Origin of the sequence: Paenibacillus piri (assembly GCF_004354045.1) — a bacterium.
Classification (GTDB): domain Bacteria; phylum Bacillota; class Bacilli; order Paenibacillales; family NBRC-103111; genus Paenibacillus_S; species Paenibacillus_S piri.
In genome coordinates this window covers 13,688-35,501 of record NZ_SMRT01000019.1, presented here as the reverse complement: position 1 = coordinate 35,501, position 21,814 = coordinate 13,688, and the positions used below count along the sequence as shown (strand labels likewise).

The 21,814-nt window shown below is 55.5% G+C and carries 2 protein-coding genes; both read right to left on the bottom strand.

Going from position 1 to position 21,814, the window contains the following annotated elements; translation table 11 throughout:
- Position 1 precedes the first annotated feature (1 nt).
- A complete protein-coding gene (locus tag E1757_RS28775; protein ID WP_133234740.1) occupies positions 2-10,858 on the bottom strand; it encodes a non-ribosomal peptide synthetase in 10,857 nt (3,618 codons plus the stop codon).
- A gap of 31 nt (positions 10,859-10,889) precedes the next feature.
- Positions 10,890-21,809, bottom strand: coding sequence for a non-ribosomal peptide synthetase (locus tag E1757_RS28770; protein ID WP_133234738.1), 10,920 nt, complete (start codon positions 21,807-21,809; stop codon positions 10,890-10,892).
- Between the last annotated feature and the right edge of the window lie 5 nt (positions 21,810-21,814).

Here is a 21,814-nt window from a genome sequence, read left to right as displayed (position 1 = left end):
CTTAACCTAACTTGTTGGCAAGCACATCAAAAAGATCTTCCATCTCATCCATTCGCAGGCTGCCGGCGCTAAAATCGCTTGGCGTAACTTCACGGTCTTCCTTGGACGCACAATGATCTATGATTTGCAGCAATTGGTGCTGAAACCGATCCATCAATCTGTTTATCGTACCTCGCAAATACTGCAGTTTATTGAAGGAGCAGGATACGACCAGACGACCGTTATGGACAATGCCAGTAAAATTTAACGGATACAGCGATTCCGCTTCCGGACTGATTTGATGCCCCATGCCGTAAGGAGACGCGCCAAACAAATCCGTACTCACTTCACGGTCAAATTGCCCGAGATAATTAAAGCTGATTTCCGGCTGCAGCGGGAAAGCAAGCCCATCTGTGTGCTCTGACGCCGTTAAGTAGCGCAGGATCCCGTAGCCGATCCCTTTATGCGGTATGCCGCGCAAGCTTTCCTTGGTCGTTTTAATGAGGTTCGGCAGCGGCGCATCCGGCTTTATTTCCAAAACGACTGGATACTGGGCAGTGAACCACCCCACCGTCCGGGAAACGTTCATCCCGGGTATGATCTCTTCCCGGCCGTGGCCTTCCAGATTGAGGCATAATTTCGAATGGCCGGTCCACTTGCCTACGGCAAGGCCAAGTGCGCAGAGCAATATATCGTTAATTTCCGTCCCGTAAGCCCGATGAACGTCAGTGAGCAGCAGGCGCGTCGCTTCCGGCGTTAAGTCGAATGAAAGAACAGCATTATCTTTCATCTTCGTCAAATCGACTGCATTATCTTTAGGCAGCGGCATGACGGGCTCGGCTTCGAGCTGGCGCCAATATTCCGACTGCTTCAAGAACAATTGGCTATTCGCATACGACTCCAACTGCTCCGCCCACTGTTTAAAAGAGTCGGTTTTGTCCTGGAATACAATCGACCGGCCTTGGGCGGCTTGTTCATATCCTGAAGCAAAGTCCTCAAGCAAAATGCGCCAGCTCACCCCATCCACCACCAAATGGTGAATAATTATGAGCAGGTGATCGCCTTGGCCGGTTTGAAACAATGCCGTTTTCAACAATGGCCCCTTGTCGAGGTCAATGGTCTTCTGCATGTGATTGGCATGATCGGCGATGCGGCGCTCCACATCGGAAACGCCGCGGAAATCTATAATTTCGATACCGTCCCCGACCGACTGGACAAAAGCAGGACCGCGGTTGTACTGAGCGTAACCTTCCCCATTGGCGGCATAAACCATCCGAAGCGCGTCATGATGTTCCATCATTTTGATTATCGTGTGCGCAACCGTCTGCGGATCGAATCCGGCCGGAGCGTGCAGCATTATCGATTGGTTCCAGTGGTGCATATCCGTAAACCGCTGCTCGAAGAACCGCCGCTGTATCGGCGTCAGCTTCACTTCCCCCTCTATTGGCCCCTGATCCGTCTGCTTGCCTTGTACATACTGCAAATATGGACTGACCTGTTCGATCGTCGGGTGCTGGAACAAATCCTTCATATCCAGCTTCCAGCCCAGCTTCCGCAGCCGGCTCGCCATCTGAATCCCCTTGATCGAATCGCCTCCGCGCGCAAAGAAATTGTCGCGGATGCCGATCTGCGGGATGCCAAGCACATCCTGCCATATATCTACCAGCTGCTGCTGCGTTTCGCTTTCCGGCGCCTTATATTCTGCTGCTGACGCAGCGATATCCGGCTCGGGCAACGCCTTTTTATCCACCTTTCCGTTCGGCGTGAGCGGCAGTTCATCCAGCATCACCCAATAGCGGGGCATCATATAATCCGGCAGCTTGCGCGACAGTTCCTGCTGCAGCTGTCCGGCGTTCAAAGCTTTCTCAGCTACTATATAAGCGCAGAGCGCGGTGCTGCCGTCATTTTCCTCAATATCCTTCACAGCCGCAGCTTTAACCGGCATAATCCGTGCCAGCTGCATCTCGATTTCCGACAGTTCGATTCGGAAGCCGCGAACCTTGACCTGCTGGTCGATTCGACCGATGTACTCAATCGTTCCGTCGTCGAGCCATCTGGCCAAATCCCCGGTGCGGTACATTCGCTCGCCCGGCATGAACGGATCGGCCACGAACTTCTCGGCCGTTTCCCGAGGCCGATTGTTATAACCGCGGGCCAGCCCCCGCCCGCCGATACACAGTTCGCCTGCTGCTCCTACCGGCTGCAGCCGGGTATCCGCGCCCGCTCCTGCGACGATATACAGGCGCGTATTGGCAATTGGCCGGCCGATCGACAGCGTTCCTGCGCCCGGGAGGATCGGCGTGCTCGAAGCGACGACCGTGCTTTCGGTCGGTCCGTAATTGTTGACGAGCGTGTATCGGCGCTCAGCCGTCCGTTTCAGCTTATCGCCCCCGGTCAGCAAAATGCGCAGAGACCGGTTGTCCAGCTCCAGGAACTGCTCGCACAGCTGTGTCGGAAGAAACGTGACCGTGATCCGGTTATGCTCGAAATATTCGTTAAGCCGAGCAATGTCCATACGAATCGCCTCGTCGATGATGTGCACCTCCGCGCCGGCGATCCAATACGGGAACATTTCCCATACGGAAGCGTCGAACCCGAAGCCGGCGTATTTGGCGCTGCTGTCCTGATCGGTCACCGCAAACGCTTCGTTATGCCAATAGCTCAGGTTGACCAGGGAATGGTGCTCGATCATCACGCCTTTAGGCTGGCCGGTCGTGCCCGACGTATAGATGATATAAGCCAGATGCCGCGGGCCGATCGCCGCGATCGGATTGGTCTCATCATCGAAGCCCGGCCGATCGGCCTGCATTGCATGCTCTCCGTCCAGCAGGATCACTTCTCCGCCGAATGACTCCGGCACCGGCAGATCGGACTGCGTCAGCAGGATCGGCGCTCCGCTATCCGACAGCATATAGGCGATGCGCTGCTCCGGATAGTCGGGATCAAACGGGACGAACGCTCCCCCTGCTTTAAGAATTGCAAGCACCCCGGCAGCCATCTCCAGGGACGGCCGGACCATGATTCCTACCCGCTGCTCCGGCCCGATTCCTTTGCCCATTAGCAGGTGTGCCAGCCGGTTGGCTCTTGCGTTCAGCTCGCGGTACGTCCAGTGCCGCCCCTTGTAAGCTACCGCAGGACGATCCGGCGTACGTCGCACCTGATCCTCGAACAGTTCATGCATCGTACGATCGTGCGGCACGCTCAACGCAGTTTGATTCCAATCTGCCACGATCCGCTGCTTCTCCTCCGCAGACATCAGCTCGATTTCGGCAAGGCGGCTGTCCGGACGATCCGCAATATAACGCATGATGTTCAAAATGTAGCCGCTCCATCGAACGATCGTTTGCTTGGCAAACAGCTCGCAGCAGTATTCCAATTGCAGCCCGATTGCACCTTCATTTTCGAACGCGGCCAGCGTAAGATCGAACTTCGAAACAGTGTCCGGAAGCTCATACGGCGACAAGCTCAGACCATCCAGCCGGAGCGGCTCGCTGTCAGGGTTTTCCAGCGTCAGCATAACGTTGAAAAGCGGATTGCGGCTTATGTCTCGCGGCAGGTCGAGCCTTCCCACCAGCTCTTCAAACGGATAATCCTGATGCTCCAGAGCCAGAAGGCCGGTTTCCTTGACCTCCTGTAAAAATTGTCTGAACGTTTTGTCCGGCTCCGGCGAACTGCGCAATGCCAACGTATTGACGAACATGCCCGGCACGTCCTGCAAATCCGCATGCCTTCTCCCCGCCACCGCGGTACCGACCACGATATCGTGCTGTCCGGACATCCTGGCAAGGAAAACGTTAAACACCGCTAGCAGCAGCATATGCAGCGTTACACCCGTTTCCGTAGCGAGCGAGCGGATTTTCAGCGCAGTTTCCAGGTCTGCGTCGAATCGAATCCGACCGCCTGCAAAGCTTTGCAGCGCCGGACGCGGAAAATCGCAGGGCAATTGAAGCGCCGGGATGTCACCCGCGAATTGCTCCAGCCAGAACAGCTCCTGCCCGCGGATGCTCTCTTGCTGCTCCGGCTCGCTGAGCCACACCGTAAAATCCTTGAAATGCAGTTTCGGAGCGGGCAGGTCGCGTGCTTCGTACAAGTCGGCCAGCTGCTTGATCAGAATGCCGGTCGATACCCCATCCGCAATGATATGGTGCATATCGATCAACAGCAGATATCTGTTTTCGGCCATCCGGACGATCTCTGCCCGAATCAGCGGGCCTGTGCTCAAGTCAAACGGCCGGACAAACCGTCTGATCAGCTGCGCCGCCTCATCCTTTTCACCTGCCGTCACCTTACATTGGAAATCCACATGCTCATGCACCATTTGCACGGGAACATCGTTCACTTCCGTAAAAGTGGTCCGCAGACTCTCATGCCGCTCAACCAGCTGCTTAAAGGCCAGCTGCAGATGCGCAATGTCCGGCTCTCCTTCCATGACCAGTGCCGAAGGCATATTGCAGCTGATCCCCGTCCCATCGAGTTGATGCACAATGTACATCCTTTTTTGTGCAGGGGACAGCGGATAATATTCCCGCTTCGCAGCGGGCTTGATAGCCCCGGCAAGCGGCAAATCCGTGCCGCCGGGCAGCTGCAAATACAGCGCGAGCTGACGGACGGTCGGCTGCTCGAATAAAATTTTCAGCGGAATATCCCGCTTCAGCTTTGTTTGCATACTGCCGATCAGTGTCATAGCTTTTAGCGAATGACCGCCCAGCTCAAAGAAGTTATCATCGACGCCGACTCGCTCTATGCCCAGCGTTTCCTGCCATAAGGCACACAGCTGCTGCTCGATCTCGCTTGTCGGCGCGGCGTATTCGCGTCCCGCCATTGTCATGTCCGGCTCCGTCTCAGGAAGCGCCCGCCGGTCGATTTTACCGTTAGAGGCGAGCAGGATCGACTCAAGCTGAACAATGGAAGACGGCACCATATACTTCGGCAGCTGCCCGGACAGCCATACCCGAAGCTCCGCGGCGTCAAGCACGGCATTCGCCACAAAATAAGCGCATAGCTGCTCCATCGTTCCTTTCTCCGACTTCCCGATCACCGCCGCCTGCGTCACCTGCTTATGATTCAACAGCGCTGATTCAATCTCGCCGAGCTCAATGCGGTAACCGCGGATTTTGACCTGATTGTCCATCCGCCCTACAAATTCGATCACGCCATCCGCCCGCCTGCAGACCAGATCGCCCGTTCTGTACATCGACTCTCCCGGTACGAACGGGTCGGCCGCAAACCTCTCCGCCGTTAATTCCGGCAAATTCAAGTACCCGCGCCCCACACCGTCGCCGGCGATACACAATTCGCCCGGGATACCTGTCGGCTGCAGCTTCCCGTAAGCATCCAGAATATACAAACGATTGTTGCCGAGCGGCCTTCCAATCGGCACAAAAGAACCGCTTCGATCGCCAGCTGACAGCGGAGGCACGATATCATAGGCGGAGGCGTCGACGCAGCATTCCGTCGGACCGTATACATTGGTGATCGCAGGCGCCGTCGCGCTGCGCGTGAACAAATCGAGCAGCTGCCGCACCGTCTCATACGGCAGCGCTTCGCCGCCGATCAGCATATGGCGGATGTCAACGCCCTGCAAGCTTCCGGCAGCAAGCAGCATCTGCAGATGTGCCGGCGTACCGTCGGTGACATCAATGCGGCGGGACCTGTAATATGCCGCCAAAGCGTGTCCGTCCACAGTGGATGATCCGGGTACGATAAACAGCGTATGCCCCAACAGCAGCGAAGCAAAAATTTGCTGTACCGACGCGTCAAAGTGAAACGGCGCGAGCAGTGCTACATTCAAGACAGTATAATCATAAAGCGAGTACACTTGTCCGCGTAATGCTTCTATTAGATGGAGAACCTGGCGGTGCTCGATCATAACCCCCTTCGGCTTGCCCGTCGTGCCGGAGGTATACATCATGTAAGCCAAATCGCCGGACTCGTTAACAGGCGCCTGCCGATCCGGACTGCCCGTGGGCGGCGTTAAGTCAATGTTAATTATTTCACCGCTGTACAGTGCGGAAGCGCGGGCGGCATGCCGTTCATGCGCGATCAGGCAGCGGGCACCGCTATCCTGAAAAATAAATTGAAGCCGCTGATCCGGATTTTCCGGGTCGATCGGCAAGTAAGCGCCGCCTGCCTTCAATACCGCCAGCATCGCAACGATCGTATCGATTGAACGGTCGAGCAGCAGCGCCACTGCATCTTCGCGCCCTATACCGCGCGATCTCAGTTCGCCAGCCAATCTATTGGCCTTTTCGTCCAGTTCTCTGTACGTGAGGCTCTCCTGTTCCGCGACGACCGCAACGCGATCGGGCATCTTCGACGCTTGTTCTTCAAAGCAGCTTTGAATCGTCCGGTCTATCGGATAGCTTACTCTTGTTTCTCCGAACGGTTCGAGCAGATGCTTGCGCTCCTCAGGAGTGATCATCTCCAGCTCAGCCAGCCGGATTTCCGGATTATATATGGCGGTTTCCGCGATTTGCAGCAAATGCCCGCTCCAGCGTCCGATCGTCTCCGGCGTAAACAGCGCCGTGGCATAATCGAAGCTCAGATCGATGGCTCCGTTGCGCTCGACGGCTTCCAGCGTCAGATCGAATTTCGCCGCCGGCGGAGGAAGCAGCGGATAAGGCGAGACACTCAGATCACCGAGCTGCAGCTGCGGAATGTCCATATTTTGCAAATTAAACATAACGTTAAACAGCGGGCTGCGGTTTGTGTCCCGGTTCAGAGGCAGCTTCTCCACCAGCTCCTCGAACGGGTAATCCTGATGGGCAAAAGCCTGCAGGCATACGTCTTTCACCTCAAGCAGCAGCTGTTTGAACGTTTTATCGCCCTTAGGAGCGCTGCGCAGGGCAAGCGTATTGACGAACATGCCCGGAATGTCTCTGATTGCAGCGTGCGTCCTGCCGGCAACAGGAGAACCGACTATGATGTCTTCCTGTGCGGAGCACTTGGAAAGGAAGACGTTAAATACGGTCAGCAATACCATATACATTGTCACACCCGTCTCTTCCATGAGCCGGTACATTTGCTGTGACAATTCTGCACTGAGGCCGAAAGATAACCTTTCTCCCGCAAAGCTGCGTTCCGCCGGACGAGGATGGTCCCCCGGCAGCTCCAGCACCGGCAGCTCCCCGGCAAATGTGTCCAGCCAAAACGCTTCAAGCCGGTTCGTATGTTCCTGCTGCTCCCGGCTGTTTTGCCATACCGCGTAATCCTTATAGTGCAGCTTCGGTTCGGGCAGGCTCTCTCCACGATACAGCTGCGACAGATCGTGTACCAGGATTCCGCTGGAAACGCCGTCCGAAATAATGTGATGCATATCGATAAGGAGAAGATGACGGCGCTCGCTAAAGCGGATCAGTTCGGCCCGCAGCAATGGCGCCTGCCGCAGGTCAAACGGACGGACAAATTTGCGGATCAGCGTTTCGGCCTCGCGCTCCGACCTGGCGCTGCGTTGAAGCTGAAAGCGCACGTCCTCATCGATCGTCTGCACAAGCTCTCCTTCGACCATGTCAAACGATGTCCGCAGCGTTTCGTGCCGGTCGACCAGCGATCGAAACGCAGCTTCCAGCCGGGGCATGTCCAGTTCGCCTTCGAGCAGCAGCACGGCTGGCATATTGTAGCTGCTCCCGGCACCTTCCAATTGACTTAAAACGTACATCCGCCTTTGTGCGGATGAAACCGGGTAATGCGGCCGAGCAGGAACCGGCACTATGGCTGCCGCCGTGTCCTCCTCCGCATACTGCATATACCCGGCAAGCTGCCTGATTGTCGGACACTCGAACAATATTTTAATCGGGACGTAGCGTTCCAATTGCTGATGAATCTTCGATGTAAGCATCATAGCTTTGAGCGAATGGCCGCCGAGCGAAAAGAAATCGTCTTCGGCGCCTATCCGGGTTACGCCCAGCACATCCTGCCAAATTGCAGCCAGCCGTCGTTCCATTTCGCCTTCCGGCTCCCGAAATGATTCTGTGTCCGTCCGGGCCTCCGGCTCAGGCAGCAGCTTAAGGTCCAATTTGCCGTTGGACGTAACCGGCATCTCCTTCAGCTGCATGAGATGAGCCGGCACCATATAATCCGGCAGGCTGGCGGAGAGCGACTTGCGCAGCTCGCTCACGCTCAGCGCTTCCCGCGCGACGAAATACGCGCACAGCATCGGATGCCCGTGCTTATCATTACGGGCGAGCACAGCCGCTTCGCTGACGTGTTTCAGCTGCAGCAGCCGGGATTCGATCTCGCCCAACTCGATGCGGAATCCGCGAATTTTCACTTGATGGTCCATTCTGCCGAAATACTCCATTTCGCCGTTTGGCAGCAAACGCGCCAAATCGCCGGAGCGGTACAGACGCTCTTCCGGCTTATACGGGTTGACGAAGAAACGCTCCGCCGTCAGCTCGGGGCGGTGCAAGTAACCGCGCGCCACGCCCAGACCGCTCACGCACAGCTCGCCTACGACGCCTGCCGGCATGAGATTGAGATGCTTATCCATAATATAGCAGCCCAAGGTCGGAATCGGTACGCCTATGTTCGATACGTTGCTGTCGATTTCTTGCTCGCCGATTTCCTTGAACGTTACATGTACGGTCGTTTCCGTAATGCCGTACATATTGATCAGCCGCGTCTCGGGATATTTCGCATGCCATTCCTTGAGCATCACCGGCTTCAACGCTTCCCCGCCGAATACGGCGTAACGGATGCCAAGCTGCTTCCCTGGTTCAGTCAGTTCCCGCTGTATAAGCTGAGCGAATGCGGTCGGCGTCTGGCTCAGCACCGTCACCTGCTCTCTGATCAAAAGATCCCTGAACTCGTGCGGCGACTGCGCAATATGCTTCGGCACGACGACCAGCTTGCCCCCGTACAACAACGCTCCGTACATTTCCCACACGGAAAAATCGAAGCAGAAGGAATGGAACATCGTCCACACGTCATTTTCGCTGAATGTAAACTGCAGCTTGTCGTTGTACAACAGCCGCACCACGTTCCTATGGGAGATCATTACGCCCTTGGGCTTGCCTGTCGTACCTGAGGTGTAGATGATGTACGCCAGGTTATCCGGCGAACAGACCGGTTCCAGGTTCGCTGCTTCCTGTCCGGCATTTCCGGCTTCTCTCGGATCAAGATCAAGATCCAGCGTCTCGCCAGAGAACTCGACAAGTCCCATCAGCTGTTTGTGAGTCAGCAGGAAATCGGTACCGCTGTCCTCCAGCATAAAGCGAATGCGGTCGGTCGGGTAAGCGGGGTCGATCGGAAGGTACGCCCCTCCCGATTTAATAATTGCCAGCATACCGATAACCATCTCTATGGAGCGCTCGGCCATGATGCCCACGATATCATCCGATCCGACCCCTTTTGCGCGCAATACGGCGGCCAACCGGTTGGCCTTCGCATTTAACTCGCGGTACGTAATTTGCCGGTCATCGAACACAACCGCCGTACGGTCCGGTAAACGTTCCGCTTGTTCCTCGAACAGCTGATGGATCGTCTTTTCCTGCGGGTAGTCGGCCTCTGTATCGTTAAACGTGTCCAGCAGCTGTGCTTGCTCCTCTTCCGATATGAAGTTTGCCCGGCTTATTTCGGTCTCGGGCTTGCGAACCGCAGCATGCATCATACGGGTCAAATGACCCGCGACTTTTTCGATCCACTGGCGCTCGTATACCGATGCGTTGTACATCATTTTGACCGTCCATCGGTCCCCGGGAAAGGCGATCAGATTAAAATCGTAATTCGTCTGCTCCAATGCCCCCGCTACCTGCACGGAAAAGCCTAACCGCTGCTCCAGCTGCCCGTTCTCAAGCTCGCGGTCCAACGGAAAATTTTCAAATGCAAGCAGATGGTCGATCAGCTGCTGGTTTAACGAAGAGCGATTCTGTATCTCATACAACGGCACATAATCATACCGTTCCGCTTCCAATGCTCTCTGCTGCATAACGGCGAAAAGCTCGGCAAAAGTCGTCCCCTGCCCCATCTGCAGGCGGGTCGGGATCGTATTAATGAACAATCCCACCATGTTTTCAATCCCTTCAATTGCCGAAGGACGCCCCGACACGACCGTGCCGAACACTGCATCTTCCGTATTGTTATATCTTGCGAGCAGTGCGCCCCATACGGCCTGAAACAAGTTCGATGCCGTCACCTGGTAGCGGTTGGCGGTCTGCCTGATCGACGCAACCAGCTGGTCGTCCCACACGAAAGTGAACTCGGCGTTACGATACCCCTCCCCGGCAGATGGCCGCTTCCGCTGCGGCAGCGATGTCGGCTGCTCGAACTGCGTCAACCGTTTCTCCCAATAAGCAAGCGCCTCTTCCTTATCCTGTTTTTCCAGCCACTTTATATAGTCTCCGTACGGTCTTGCCGGCTCGACGGTCAGCGTCTCGCCGCCACGCAGCGCCTCATAGTATTGAAACAGCTTTTTCATCAAAATACCCAAGCTCCAACCGTCAATCAAAATATGGTGGTTACTCCAAATCAGATGAAACGTACCGTCGGCAAGCTGGAACACGGCGACCCGGAACAACAATTCTTTGCCCAAATGAAACCCTTTCGTCCTGTTTTCCCGCTTATAATTTTCCAGGCGAAGCTGCTGCTGTACTGGCGGCATATTCGTAATATTGTCAAAATGTACGTTGGCCTGACGTTCGGCAAACACGACCTGCCGGGGACGCTGCAGCTGCTGATGCACGAACACTGTACGAAGAATATCGTAAGAACGGATTAATTGATCCAAGCTTTTTTGCAGGATGTCGATATCCAACTGCCCTGAAATGGCTAGCTCCAATTGTGTGAAATAAGCTGAAGATTCCGGATCGAGCATGGCATGATACATCATACCTTCCTGCATGGGCGTCAAAGGATACACTTTTTGAATCGTTGCTTGACTCATAATTCACCTCGTTCAAAGTTATAGTGTGCACTCAAAGCAATTTCAGCAATTTATCGAACTCTTCCAGAGTGAGCTCATCGTCTCCCAGATCGCTCGGCGTTAATTCACTTCCATCTTGATTCAGGCAATGCTCCATGATGCGAAGCAGATGTGCTTTAAACCTCGCGCTCAAATGAAGCATCGTTCGTTCCTCATATTGCAGTGCATTGTACGAAATCGTCATCTGCAGAATACTGCCTTCAATCACGCCGACAATGTCGATCGGGTGCATTTTCTCCGTTTCCGGACTGAGCGGGCTGCCTGTAGGCAAAGGCGACCGTTTGAAGCCTGCTCCAGCCGTTTCGGCAAATTGTCCGAGATAATTGAAGCTGATTTCCGGCACGGACGAAAAAGAAATATTTGGTTTGTGCTCGTCATCCGTCAAGTAACGGAGTATACCGAAGCCTATCCCCTTGTTCGGAATATGCCGCAAATCCTCTTTGACCCGCTTGATCTGATAGGCCGGATCGTCGGAATAACGCATATCGAGCAGCACCGGGAATTGAGTCGTAAACCAACCGACTGTGCGGGATATATTGACGTTCCCGAGCATATCTTCCCTTCCATGTCCTTCGAGGTTGACCAGAACCCGGTCGTACCCGGTCCATTCCTTCATCGCGAATCCCAGTGAGGTCAGCAAAATATCGTTCATCTCGGTCCGATACGCCAAATGGACAAGGGTGGTCAACTGCTGCGTCTCGCTTGCGGACAGCGAAAATTGCACCGTACGGGCATGACGCATCCGCCGGTCGGCAGTTTCATGGTTCTTGGGCAGCTTAGCGGCACCGACATTGTCCAGGTTGCTCCAGTAGTCGATTTCTTTGAGCAAAGTCTTGGAATCGGCATACTGGCGGAGCTGCATCGCCCACTCCCGGTATGAATGGGTTTTGTCAGGCAGTATGATCACTTGTCCCTTATCCGCCTGGTTATACGCATTGGCGAAGTCCTCCATTAAAATTCGCCACGATACCCCGTCTACGGCCAGATGGTGAATAACAAGCAGCAGATGGTCTCCCTGGCCGGTTTGAAACAACGCTGCCTTCAGGAGGGGGCCATGGGACAAGTCGATTCCGGCCTGGATGCGTTCGGCCTCAGCCAGTATCGCTTGTTCCAGCATTATGCCGACAGTGCTGGCTTGCTCCCGAACAATCGCCGCCGGTATTGCCTGATCCCTCTCAACGCCGACCGCCATAGTTTGTATCACTGAACCGGACGGCACTTCCTGCCGATGCGCCTGCGCACCTAGCCGCAACACCTCCAGCTCCGGCACGACCTCCTCCGGACTTCGGTTGTACTGCACAACCCGTCCGTCTTCCATCCGGTAAACCATCCGCAGCGCATCGTGGTGCTCGGCCAGCTTGCGCAGCGCCCGCGCTGCCGTCTCCGGTTTAATACCCGACGGAGCGTGCAGCATGACGGATTGGTTCCAATGATGCGAATCCGTAAACTGCTGCTCAAAGAACCAATGTTGAATCGGGGTCAGCGGCACCTCCCCTTCCACATGCGCTTGGTCTATCCGTTCGCCTTTGACCCATTGCAAATACACGCTAACCTGCGCGATTGTCGGGTTTTGGAACAAATCCTTCATGTCCAGCTTCCACCCGGTCTTGCGCAGCCGTGCAGCCATTTGAATCGCTTTGATCGAATCGCCGCCAAGCGAGAAAAAGTTATCGTTGATCCCTACCCGGGCCGCACCAAGCACTTCCTGCCAAATTTCAGCGAGCAGCAGCTCTTTCTCATTTCCCGGTTCCTGATAGTCTTCAGTCCCTGCCCCAATATCCGGCTCCGGCAGCGACTTGCGATCCACTTTGCCGTTGGCTGTGAGCGGTATGCTGTCCATATTGACGAAATACGACGGGACCATATAACCGGGCAGCGAGCGGGACAATGCCATGCGCAGTTGTTCCGTTGACAGTCCGCGCTCAGTTGTAATGTATGCGCACAGACTGTTTTGCCCCGTTTCGTCCTGACGTGCGATGACCACCGCTTCATTGACACCGGCCACCCGCAATAATTGGGACTCGATTTCTCCGAGCTCGATCCGGAATCCCCGAACCTTTACCTGATTGTCGATCCGTCCCAGAAATTCGATATTGCCATCCGCCAGCCATCTCGCCAGATCCCCCGTACGGTACATCCGCTCACCGGATACGAATGGATTGTCTACGAACTTTTCGCTCGTCAAGTCCGCGCGATTCAGATAACCGCGCGCCACGCCATCGCCGCCTACGCACAATTCTCCGGGTATACCGATCGGCTGAGGCTGATTTCCGGTATTGACGATATAAGCTGTGGAGTTTCCGATCGGTTTGCCGATGGGAATAGCCCCGCTATAGTCTTTATCGATCCGGAAGCAAGCGGAGAACGTCGTATTTTCCGTCGGCCCGTATCCGTTCCACAGCGCAAGCTCCGGACAAGCGGCTCGAACCTGATTGACATACCTCGGGGTCAGAGCGTCGCCCCCAATGATCAAATCCCGCACACCGGCGAACATTGCCGAGTTTTCCTGGACAAGCTGATTAAACAGCGGCGCGGTAAGCCACATCGTCGTAATCCGCTGCTTCTGTAAAAAGCCGGCGAATTCATGCACATCCAGCAGCATCCTTTTCGGGACAGGATACAGCGTCCCCCCGTTCAGCAGCGCTCCAAAAAGCTCGAATGTGCTGGCATCGAAGCTGATCGCTCCCGTTTGCGCCATGCGACAGTTATCGTCCAGCGGGATGTAGCCTGCGTTTTTCACAAGCCGTACCACATTGCGATGCTCTACCATAACTCCTTTGGGCTGCCCTGTGGAACCGGAAGTGTAGATCACGTAAGCCAAATGCTCAGGGCGATTCACGGGCGCAAGATTAGTTGAGTCTGCCGTCTCCGGCGCCATATCGATGTACTGCACTTCCGCCCCGGGCAAACGCCCGGTAAAATGCCGCTGGGTCAGCACAAGCTGCGCGCCGCTGTCGGCAATTAAATAATGCAGGCGGTCTTCCGGATAATTCGGGTCGATCGGCAAATACGCGCCGCCCGCTTTCAAAATCGCGATGATGCCTACAACCATGTCAATCGATTGCTCCGCCACAAGGCCCGCCACGCTATCCGGCTGCAGCCCTCGCGCTCGCAGCATTCGCGCCAGACGATTCGCCCTGGCGTTGAGCTCGCCGTACGTGATGGCCTCATCGCCCATTACGACAGCCGCTTTGCCGGGAATGCGCTCCGCCTGTTCCTCGAACAGCTCCTGGATCGTCTTGTGCTGCGGGTATTCCCGCTTTGTATCGTTAAACTCAATCAGGATGCATTGTTTTTCCTCTTTGGTCAGCAAGTTGGCTTCAGCAAGCTTGACCTGCGGTTGTGCGGCGATGTGACGCAGCATATGAGTGAACATTCCAATCCAACGCTCGATCGTACTGCGCTTGAACAACGACTTATTGTATTCCATGCTGCACGCCAGCGCACCGTGCTGCTCCGTTACGGAGAGCGACAGGTCGAATTTCGCAATGTTGTCTTCGAACCTGTACGGCTCCAGATGCGCACCATCCATCGTCAATGCGCGCATATCCATGTTCTGCATAACAAACAATGCGTCAAACAAAGGATTGCGGCTCATGTCGCGCCTGCTTCCGACCTTCCCTACAAGCTCTTCGAACGGATAGCTCTGACATTCGTATGCTTCCACCGCCGTACGCTTCACTTCCAGCAAATATGACGCAAATGTCTTCTCGCCATCGGGATGGGTGCGCATGGCCAGCGTATTGACAAACATGCCGACGGCGCGCTCCAGCTCCGCAACCGGCCGGCCTGCGACCGGAGAGCCTACCACAACATCATTTTGCCCGCTCAGCTTCGCCAGAAACGCGCTGAACGCCGCCAGCAGTACCATGTACAAGGTAGTTCCCGTGGCGAGAGCCAGTTCGTTCAGCGCTTGCGGCAGCCCGGCATCTATGGAAAACGGTATCCGCTCCCCTGCAAACGTTTGAACCGCCGGACGAGTATAGTCTCCAGGCAAGTCAAGGACAGGCAGCTCTCCGGCGAATTGCTCCAGCCAGTACGCCTCCTGCATCCGGTAAACCTCCGTTTGCCGGAACGACTGCTGCCATACGGCGTAATCCTTGTATTGAATCCGCGGCGACTGCAGCGATTCGCCCGCATATAGCTTGGCAAGCTCGTCAAAGAGCACGCTGACCGACGTTCCGTCGGATATAATATGATGCATATCGAACAAAAGCAGGTGGCGCTCTTCGCTCAGCCGCACAAGCTGTGTGCGCAGAAGCGGCGCTTCGTGCAGGTTAAATGGCCGGATGAATTCGGCAATGATCGCGTGCGCCTGCTTCTCCGCCACTTCCATATACGATACGGCAAAATCCGCTTCATCATGAATCCGCTGCACCGGTTCGTCACCTGCGGTATCGAACGACGTGCGCAGCGCTTCATGCCGTCCAACGAGCCGCTTCATCGCCGCTTCGAACCGTTCGCGCTGTAACGGGCCGTCGATGCTCAGTACCGACGGCATGTTGTAGCTCAGCTCGGCCCCTGCCATCTGATGCAGCGCATAGAGCCGTTTCTGCTGCGATGACACCGGGTACGCATGTCTGGGCTCTACCGGTGCGATAGCGGCATAAGGATTGCTTTCCGCTCCCGCTGCAGATATCAGCTCAGCCAGCCCGGCCACAGTCGGCGACCGGAAAAATTGTCTCAGCGGCACCTCCGCCCGCATCGACTGATGAATTCGCGCCAGCAGCGTCATCGCCTTGAGCGAATGACCGCCGAGCTCGAAGAAGTTATCATGCACGCCGACCTGACCGACACCGAGAACTTCCTGCCAAACCGCCGCAAGCTCAGCCTCCGTTGCGGTGCGAGGCGCTGTGTACTCCGCACCGGAAGCTGAAGCCGAGCCAAGATCCGGCAACGGCAGAGCTCTGCGGTCTACTTTTCCGTTGCCGGTAAGCGGCAGCTTCTCCATCCGAATGAAAGCGGAAGGAATCATGTAAGCGGGCAGTTCTTGAGCTGCATGCTCGCGCAGCTGACTGTTTGAAAGCGGGGCTTCTTCCGTCACAATATAAGCGCAAAGCTGCTTTTCTCCCGTTCCCGCTTCCACGGCGAGGACGACGGCTTCGCGGATCGCTTCGTGCCGCAGCAGCTGATGCTCGATTTCGCCCAGTTCAATCCGCTGCCCGCGAATTTTAACCTGATGATCGATTCGTCCGATAAATTCGACGTTCCCGTCCGGCAGCCAGCGGGCCAAATCGCCCGTGCGGTAAATGGAGCCGTTCTCCGCAAACGGATGAGCAACGAACTTCTCGCCGGTAAGCTCGGGACGGTTCGCGTACCCAACAACCAGCCCATCTCCGCCTACACACAGCTCGCCGGCCACGCCTATCGGCTGCGGTTGTCCGGAAGGGTCCAATATATAAACCGTCGTGTTGCTTACAGGCTTGCCGATCGGGATGGCTGTCATGTCCTCCGCGATTTCATCTACGGGATAGTACGTGGCGAATACCGTGCTTTCCGACGGCCCGTACATATGCAGCAGCTTGCCTTCGCCCGCCGCATGCAGCGCTTTGCGCACATGATCGACAGAGGCCCGCTCCCCGCCGAACAGCACTTTGCGTATGCCGGAGAGGCAGCCCGGATGAATGTCGACGAGCAGGTTGAACAAAGCCGTCGTGATCATCATGACGGTGATCCTTTCCCGTTCGATCATCTGCGGCAGCCTGGAAATGTTCAAAATCGTATCCTGCGAGGCTACCACAAGTTTGGCTCCATTCAGCAGAGCGCCGAACACATCGAACATAAACGCATCGAACACATAGTTGGAAAGCGATATCAGCACATCATCCGCCGTCACTTCCATATAATTCGTATTTTTTACGGTTCGTACAATATTCGCATGCGTCACCATGTTGCCTTTCGGATTCCCCGACGTACCGGATGTGTATGTCAGGTTGGCAAGCTGTACGGGCTCGATTGCAAGCCCCAAATTAGCGGCATCTCCGAAGTACAGGCCCGGATCGTCCGCAAATAAGCGATGTCCGGCATATTCAATTTCATCTGCGATATGCGTCAAAGACCGCTGTGTTAACAGCAGCGCAGCCCAGCTGTCGTCGATAAAGTATCGGATACGCTGTACGGGATGCTCGGGATCGACAGGCACATAAGCGCCTCCCGCCTTCAATACGGCCAGAACGGCGACGACCATCTCCACAGACCGGTTCATGAGCAGTGCGACAACCGCGCCGTTCTGTAATCCCCCGGCGCGAAGCTTCCTTGCGAGCTGATTAGCCCTTTCATTCAGCTGCCCGTAGCTGAACGACGTCCCTTCGAACGACAGCGCCTCCCGGTTTGGCCCTGCTTCCGCCTGTTCCTCAAACAATTGCACTATGGTCCGGTGCTTCGGATACTCCGTTGCCAAAGGATTGAACCCGATCAACAGCTGCCGTTTCTCCTTCTGCGTCAACAGATCGTATTCTCCCAGCATCAATCCGGGGTTTGCGGCGATCGATTCAAGCAGGTTCCTGTAATGACTCAGCATCCGCCCGGCGGTGTCCCTGCGGAACAACACGGTGCTGTAATCCAAATCCAGCGTAATGCCGTCCGGCTCCTCCGCTGCCTGCAGCGTGAGATCGAATTTCGCTATATGGAAATTCGTATCGTGAATGGTCAGTCGCATGTCGCCGATTTGCGGAAGGCGTTCCGCTGCATTTTGCAAAATGAACATCGTATCGAAGAGCGGGTTGCGGCTTAAATCCCGGGACAAGGCCAGCTTCTCCACAAGCCGCTCAAACGGATAATTCTGATGCTGAAATGCGCCTAGCACATTGCTGCGGACGTCCTGCAGCAGCTCGGTAAATTCCGCCTCCCGATCGATCCTCGTGCGAATGGGCAACGTATTGACGAACATCCCGACAATGCCCTCCAGGTCCGCATGATTTCTTCCCGCTGTCGGCGTCCCCACAAGGATATCCTGCTGCCCCGTATATCGGGACAGCAGCATTCCGTACGCGGCAAGCAGCACCATGTACAATGTTGCTCCCTGCGCCTCGGCAAGCCGGTTCAACCGCTCCATTAAGCCGTTGTCAAGCGTAATTGTCACCCTGTCCCCGCTAAAACTTTGCACTGTCGGCCTCGGATAATCGGTCAACAGCTGCAGCACGGGCAGTTCCCCTCCCAGCTCGCCGAGCCAATATTGCTCATCTTTGCCGCAGCCCTGGACAAACTGTCCGGATTGCCACACCGCATAATCTTTATACTGCAGCCGCAGCGCCGGCAATCGATCTCCGGCGTACAAGCGGGCTAAATCGTTTAGTATAATGCCGATGGACACACCGTCGGAAATCAAATGATGCATGTCGACCAGCATCATATGCTTGTCTTCATCCAATCGCACAAGCTCCGCTCTCAGCAGCGGCGCCCGGGTAAGATCAAACGGAACAACGAAGGACGCCATTGCCGATTCCATGCTGGCCCGCTCCGATTCCGTAACTGTAATTTCAAACGCCGCTTCATCCTGAATTCGCTGCATCGGTATGCCGTCTATGGCGACGAACGATGTGCGCAGCGCCTCGTGCCGCTGAATGAGCATGCGGAACGCCCGCTCAAGGCCGGGAATATCCAACTGGCCCTCCAGCATGACCGCAGCCGGCATATTATAGCCGACTGCTCCCGCCCCCAGCTGGCTGACGATGTACACGCGCTGCTGTGCAAAGGACAGCGGATAAGCATGTGCCTCCTGCGCGGGCTCGATGGATACGAATGAATTTCGTTCCGCCTCGGCTATATAACGGGCGACAGCACGAACGGTAGGCGACTCGAATAACAACTGCAGCGGAACGTCGGCGCCGTACTCTTTATGTACGCGCGCCAGCAGCACCATGGCTTTCAGTGAATGCCCGCCCAGCTCGAAGAAATGATCGTGCATGCCGACACGCTCGATACCGAGTACGTCCTGCCAGATTACCGCCAGTCCGGCTTCCAGCTCGGTGGCGGGAGGCTCATATTGTCCCGCCGTCGCCGCAGTCACCTCATACCGCAGCAGAGCCTTGCGGTCTATCTTCCCGCTGGAAGTCAGCGGGAGCTCCTCCAGTTCAACGAAATACGATGGCACCATATATTGCGGGAGTTCCCTGGACAAATGCTCCCTGAATTCGGCGGCAGAGAACGAATGATCCGCATTATGCGGCACTACATACGCGCACAGCTCCAGTCCCGTGCGTTGATCCGGACGGGCCAGCACCACTGCTTTACGGACCTGCGCATGCTTTTGCATAACCGCTTCGATCTCGCCAGGCTCGATCCGGTACCCGCGAATTTTCACCTGATCGTCCAGCCTTCCGATAAACTGTACGCTGCCGTCAGGCTGCCGGCGGGCCAAATCTCCCGTTCGGTACATCCTTTCCCCGGGCACGAACGGATCGGCCTGAAACTTCTCGGCGGTTAACTGAGGTAAATTCAAGTAACCGCGCCCGACGCCTTCCCCGGCAATATACAACTCGCCCGGCACACCCCATGGCTGCAGTCGGCCGTGCTTATCGAGAATGTAAAAGCGGTTGCCGCCCAGCGGCTTGCCGATCGATACATAAGCATCTCCACCGTCGGAGACCAGATGCGCGGGCACGATCTCAAATGCCGATGCGTCGACGCAGCATTCTGTCGGGCCGTATACATTCGTTATGACCGGCGCTTTTCCGGTCTGCGCGAACGAATCCAGCAGCTGCTTTACATGTCGTTGGGGCAATGCTTCCCCGCCGATCAGCATATGCCGCAAACTCATGCCGTCGAGCTTGCCTGCAGTAAGCAAAAGCTGCACATGGGCCGGCGTACCGTCCGTTAGGTCGATTCGTCCGGAACGGTAATAGTCGGCTAATGCCCGCCCGTCGGAGACCGCCGATCTCGGTACGATGCACAGCGTATGGCCCAAGAGGAGCGATGCAAAAATTTGCTGTACCGACGCGTCGAAGTGGAACGGAGCAACCAGTGCTACGTTCAGCGCTTGATCGTAGGACGCGTACACTTGACAGCGCAATGCCTCGACCAGGTGTTGAACCTGCCGATGCTCGATCATGACCCCTTTCGGCTTCCCCGTCGTACCCGATGTGTAGATAATGTACGCCAAATGATGCGGCCCGGAGGTTGAACGCACGTTTGCGCTTACTCCAACTCGAAGCAGCGCATCGTCAATCACCAGCGTTTCCACTATGGGCAACAATTGGTAACGTTTAAGCAGATGAGATTCTGTAAGAAGCACCTTCGCACCCGAATCGTCAAGTATAAAGCGGATGCGATCCTCGGGAACATCGGGATCGATCGGAACGTACGCCCCTCCGGCTTTCAATATTCCCAGAATGACCGCAGGAATCCGACCCGAACGCTCCATCAAAATCGCTATCGGGACATCCGGGCCCACCCCCATTGCTTGTAAAATATGGGCGAGACGATTGGCCTGCTCGTTTAACTCCTTGTAGGTGATGCCCGGTTCACGGTCATAGAGCACCGCCGTCTGCTCCGGCGCTGCTGCAGCTTGACGCTCGAACGAAGCGTGAAGCGTTGCTCCCTTGGGATAAGCGATCTCGTAAGGGCTTTGCAGCCCCAACAGCCGCTGCCGATCTTCCTGCGAACAAATATCCAGTTCGTGCAGCTTTTTAGCCGGATGAGCCAGTGCGTCCTCAAGCAGAGCGACCAAACAGCCAAATAGATTTTCGATTTCATCGGCGCTGAATAATTCGGTTCGGTAATCCATATCTATCGCCAGAGCGCCGGTGTCCCACCGTTCTTTGACATGGAACGAGATGTCGTTAATTTCGTGACCGCTGAATAACGGTTCGGTGAGATATGAAATATGCTCTTTTTGATTCCACTGCATCACCTGAAATTCCAAAGATACGCCAAACAGCTTGTTCAAGTCGTTCTGCCGGCGGCGCAAATCGTTGACAAGCACATTGTACGGGTACTTTTGGTGCCGGATCAGGGTTAACTGATCCTTCATCCTTTGGCTGACAAAGGATATAAATTCCATGTTCTCGTCCACATAGGAACGTACCGGAAGGGTGGACACGAACATGCCTATCATAGACTTTTCCTTCGCGTTCGTACGGTTGGCCATGAACGTCCCCACGACCACGTCGTCCTGTCCCGTCACCCGGTGCATATAAATATTCAAAATCGAAAGAAACAACGCGAGCGGACTTGTGTTGTGCTCTTTGCAAAATAGCTGGATAGTACTCTGCAGCGGCCCGGGAATTACTTTGGACACACGCTCGGCGCCTGTACGGATACGCATGGAATCGCTTCGTTTTAACGACGCCAGCTCCGGAATCGAGGCAAACTGGGCCGTCCAGTACCGCTTGTCCTTGCTGAAACGCTCAGACTGCTCATACGCCAGCTCGCTTTGAATATGCTCCAGGAATGAAGCGGGCTTGGTGTCCGGTTCGCAGTCCCCACTCCGCAGCTCCAGGTATAAATCGATAATTTGATTTGTCAGCAAAACCATAGAAATACCGTCGCATATGACATGGTGAACCTTGGCGAAAAACCAGCTTTCGGTATTGCTGATCTTCACTACGGCAAAGTAGAACAAATCATGATCATAGAGCGGCATCGGTGTGCGCGCTTGCGCTTGTCCCCAGTCCATAGCGGCGTCCGTATCGCCGATCGTGCTGTAGTCCAGCCAATCGATATCAACGTGCCGATATTCCGCTACATACTGACGGGGCTCTTCCCCGCTATCCGGCATAAGCCTCAGCCGTACCGAATCGTTCAACCGTATGAAATGCCGTATGGCATCCATCAGCAATAAGCTATCAATTCCCTCCTTTGATTTTAATTTGGCAAAACCGCCAAGATTCGAAATGCTTGTCCCCGGATAAAATTGTTCCGTATACCAGATTCGTTTTTGCGCATGGGTCAGCGGATAATAAACGCCCTGCATGATGA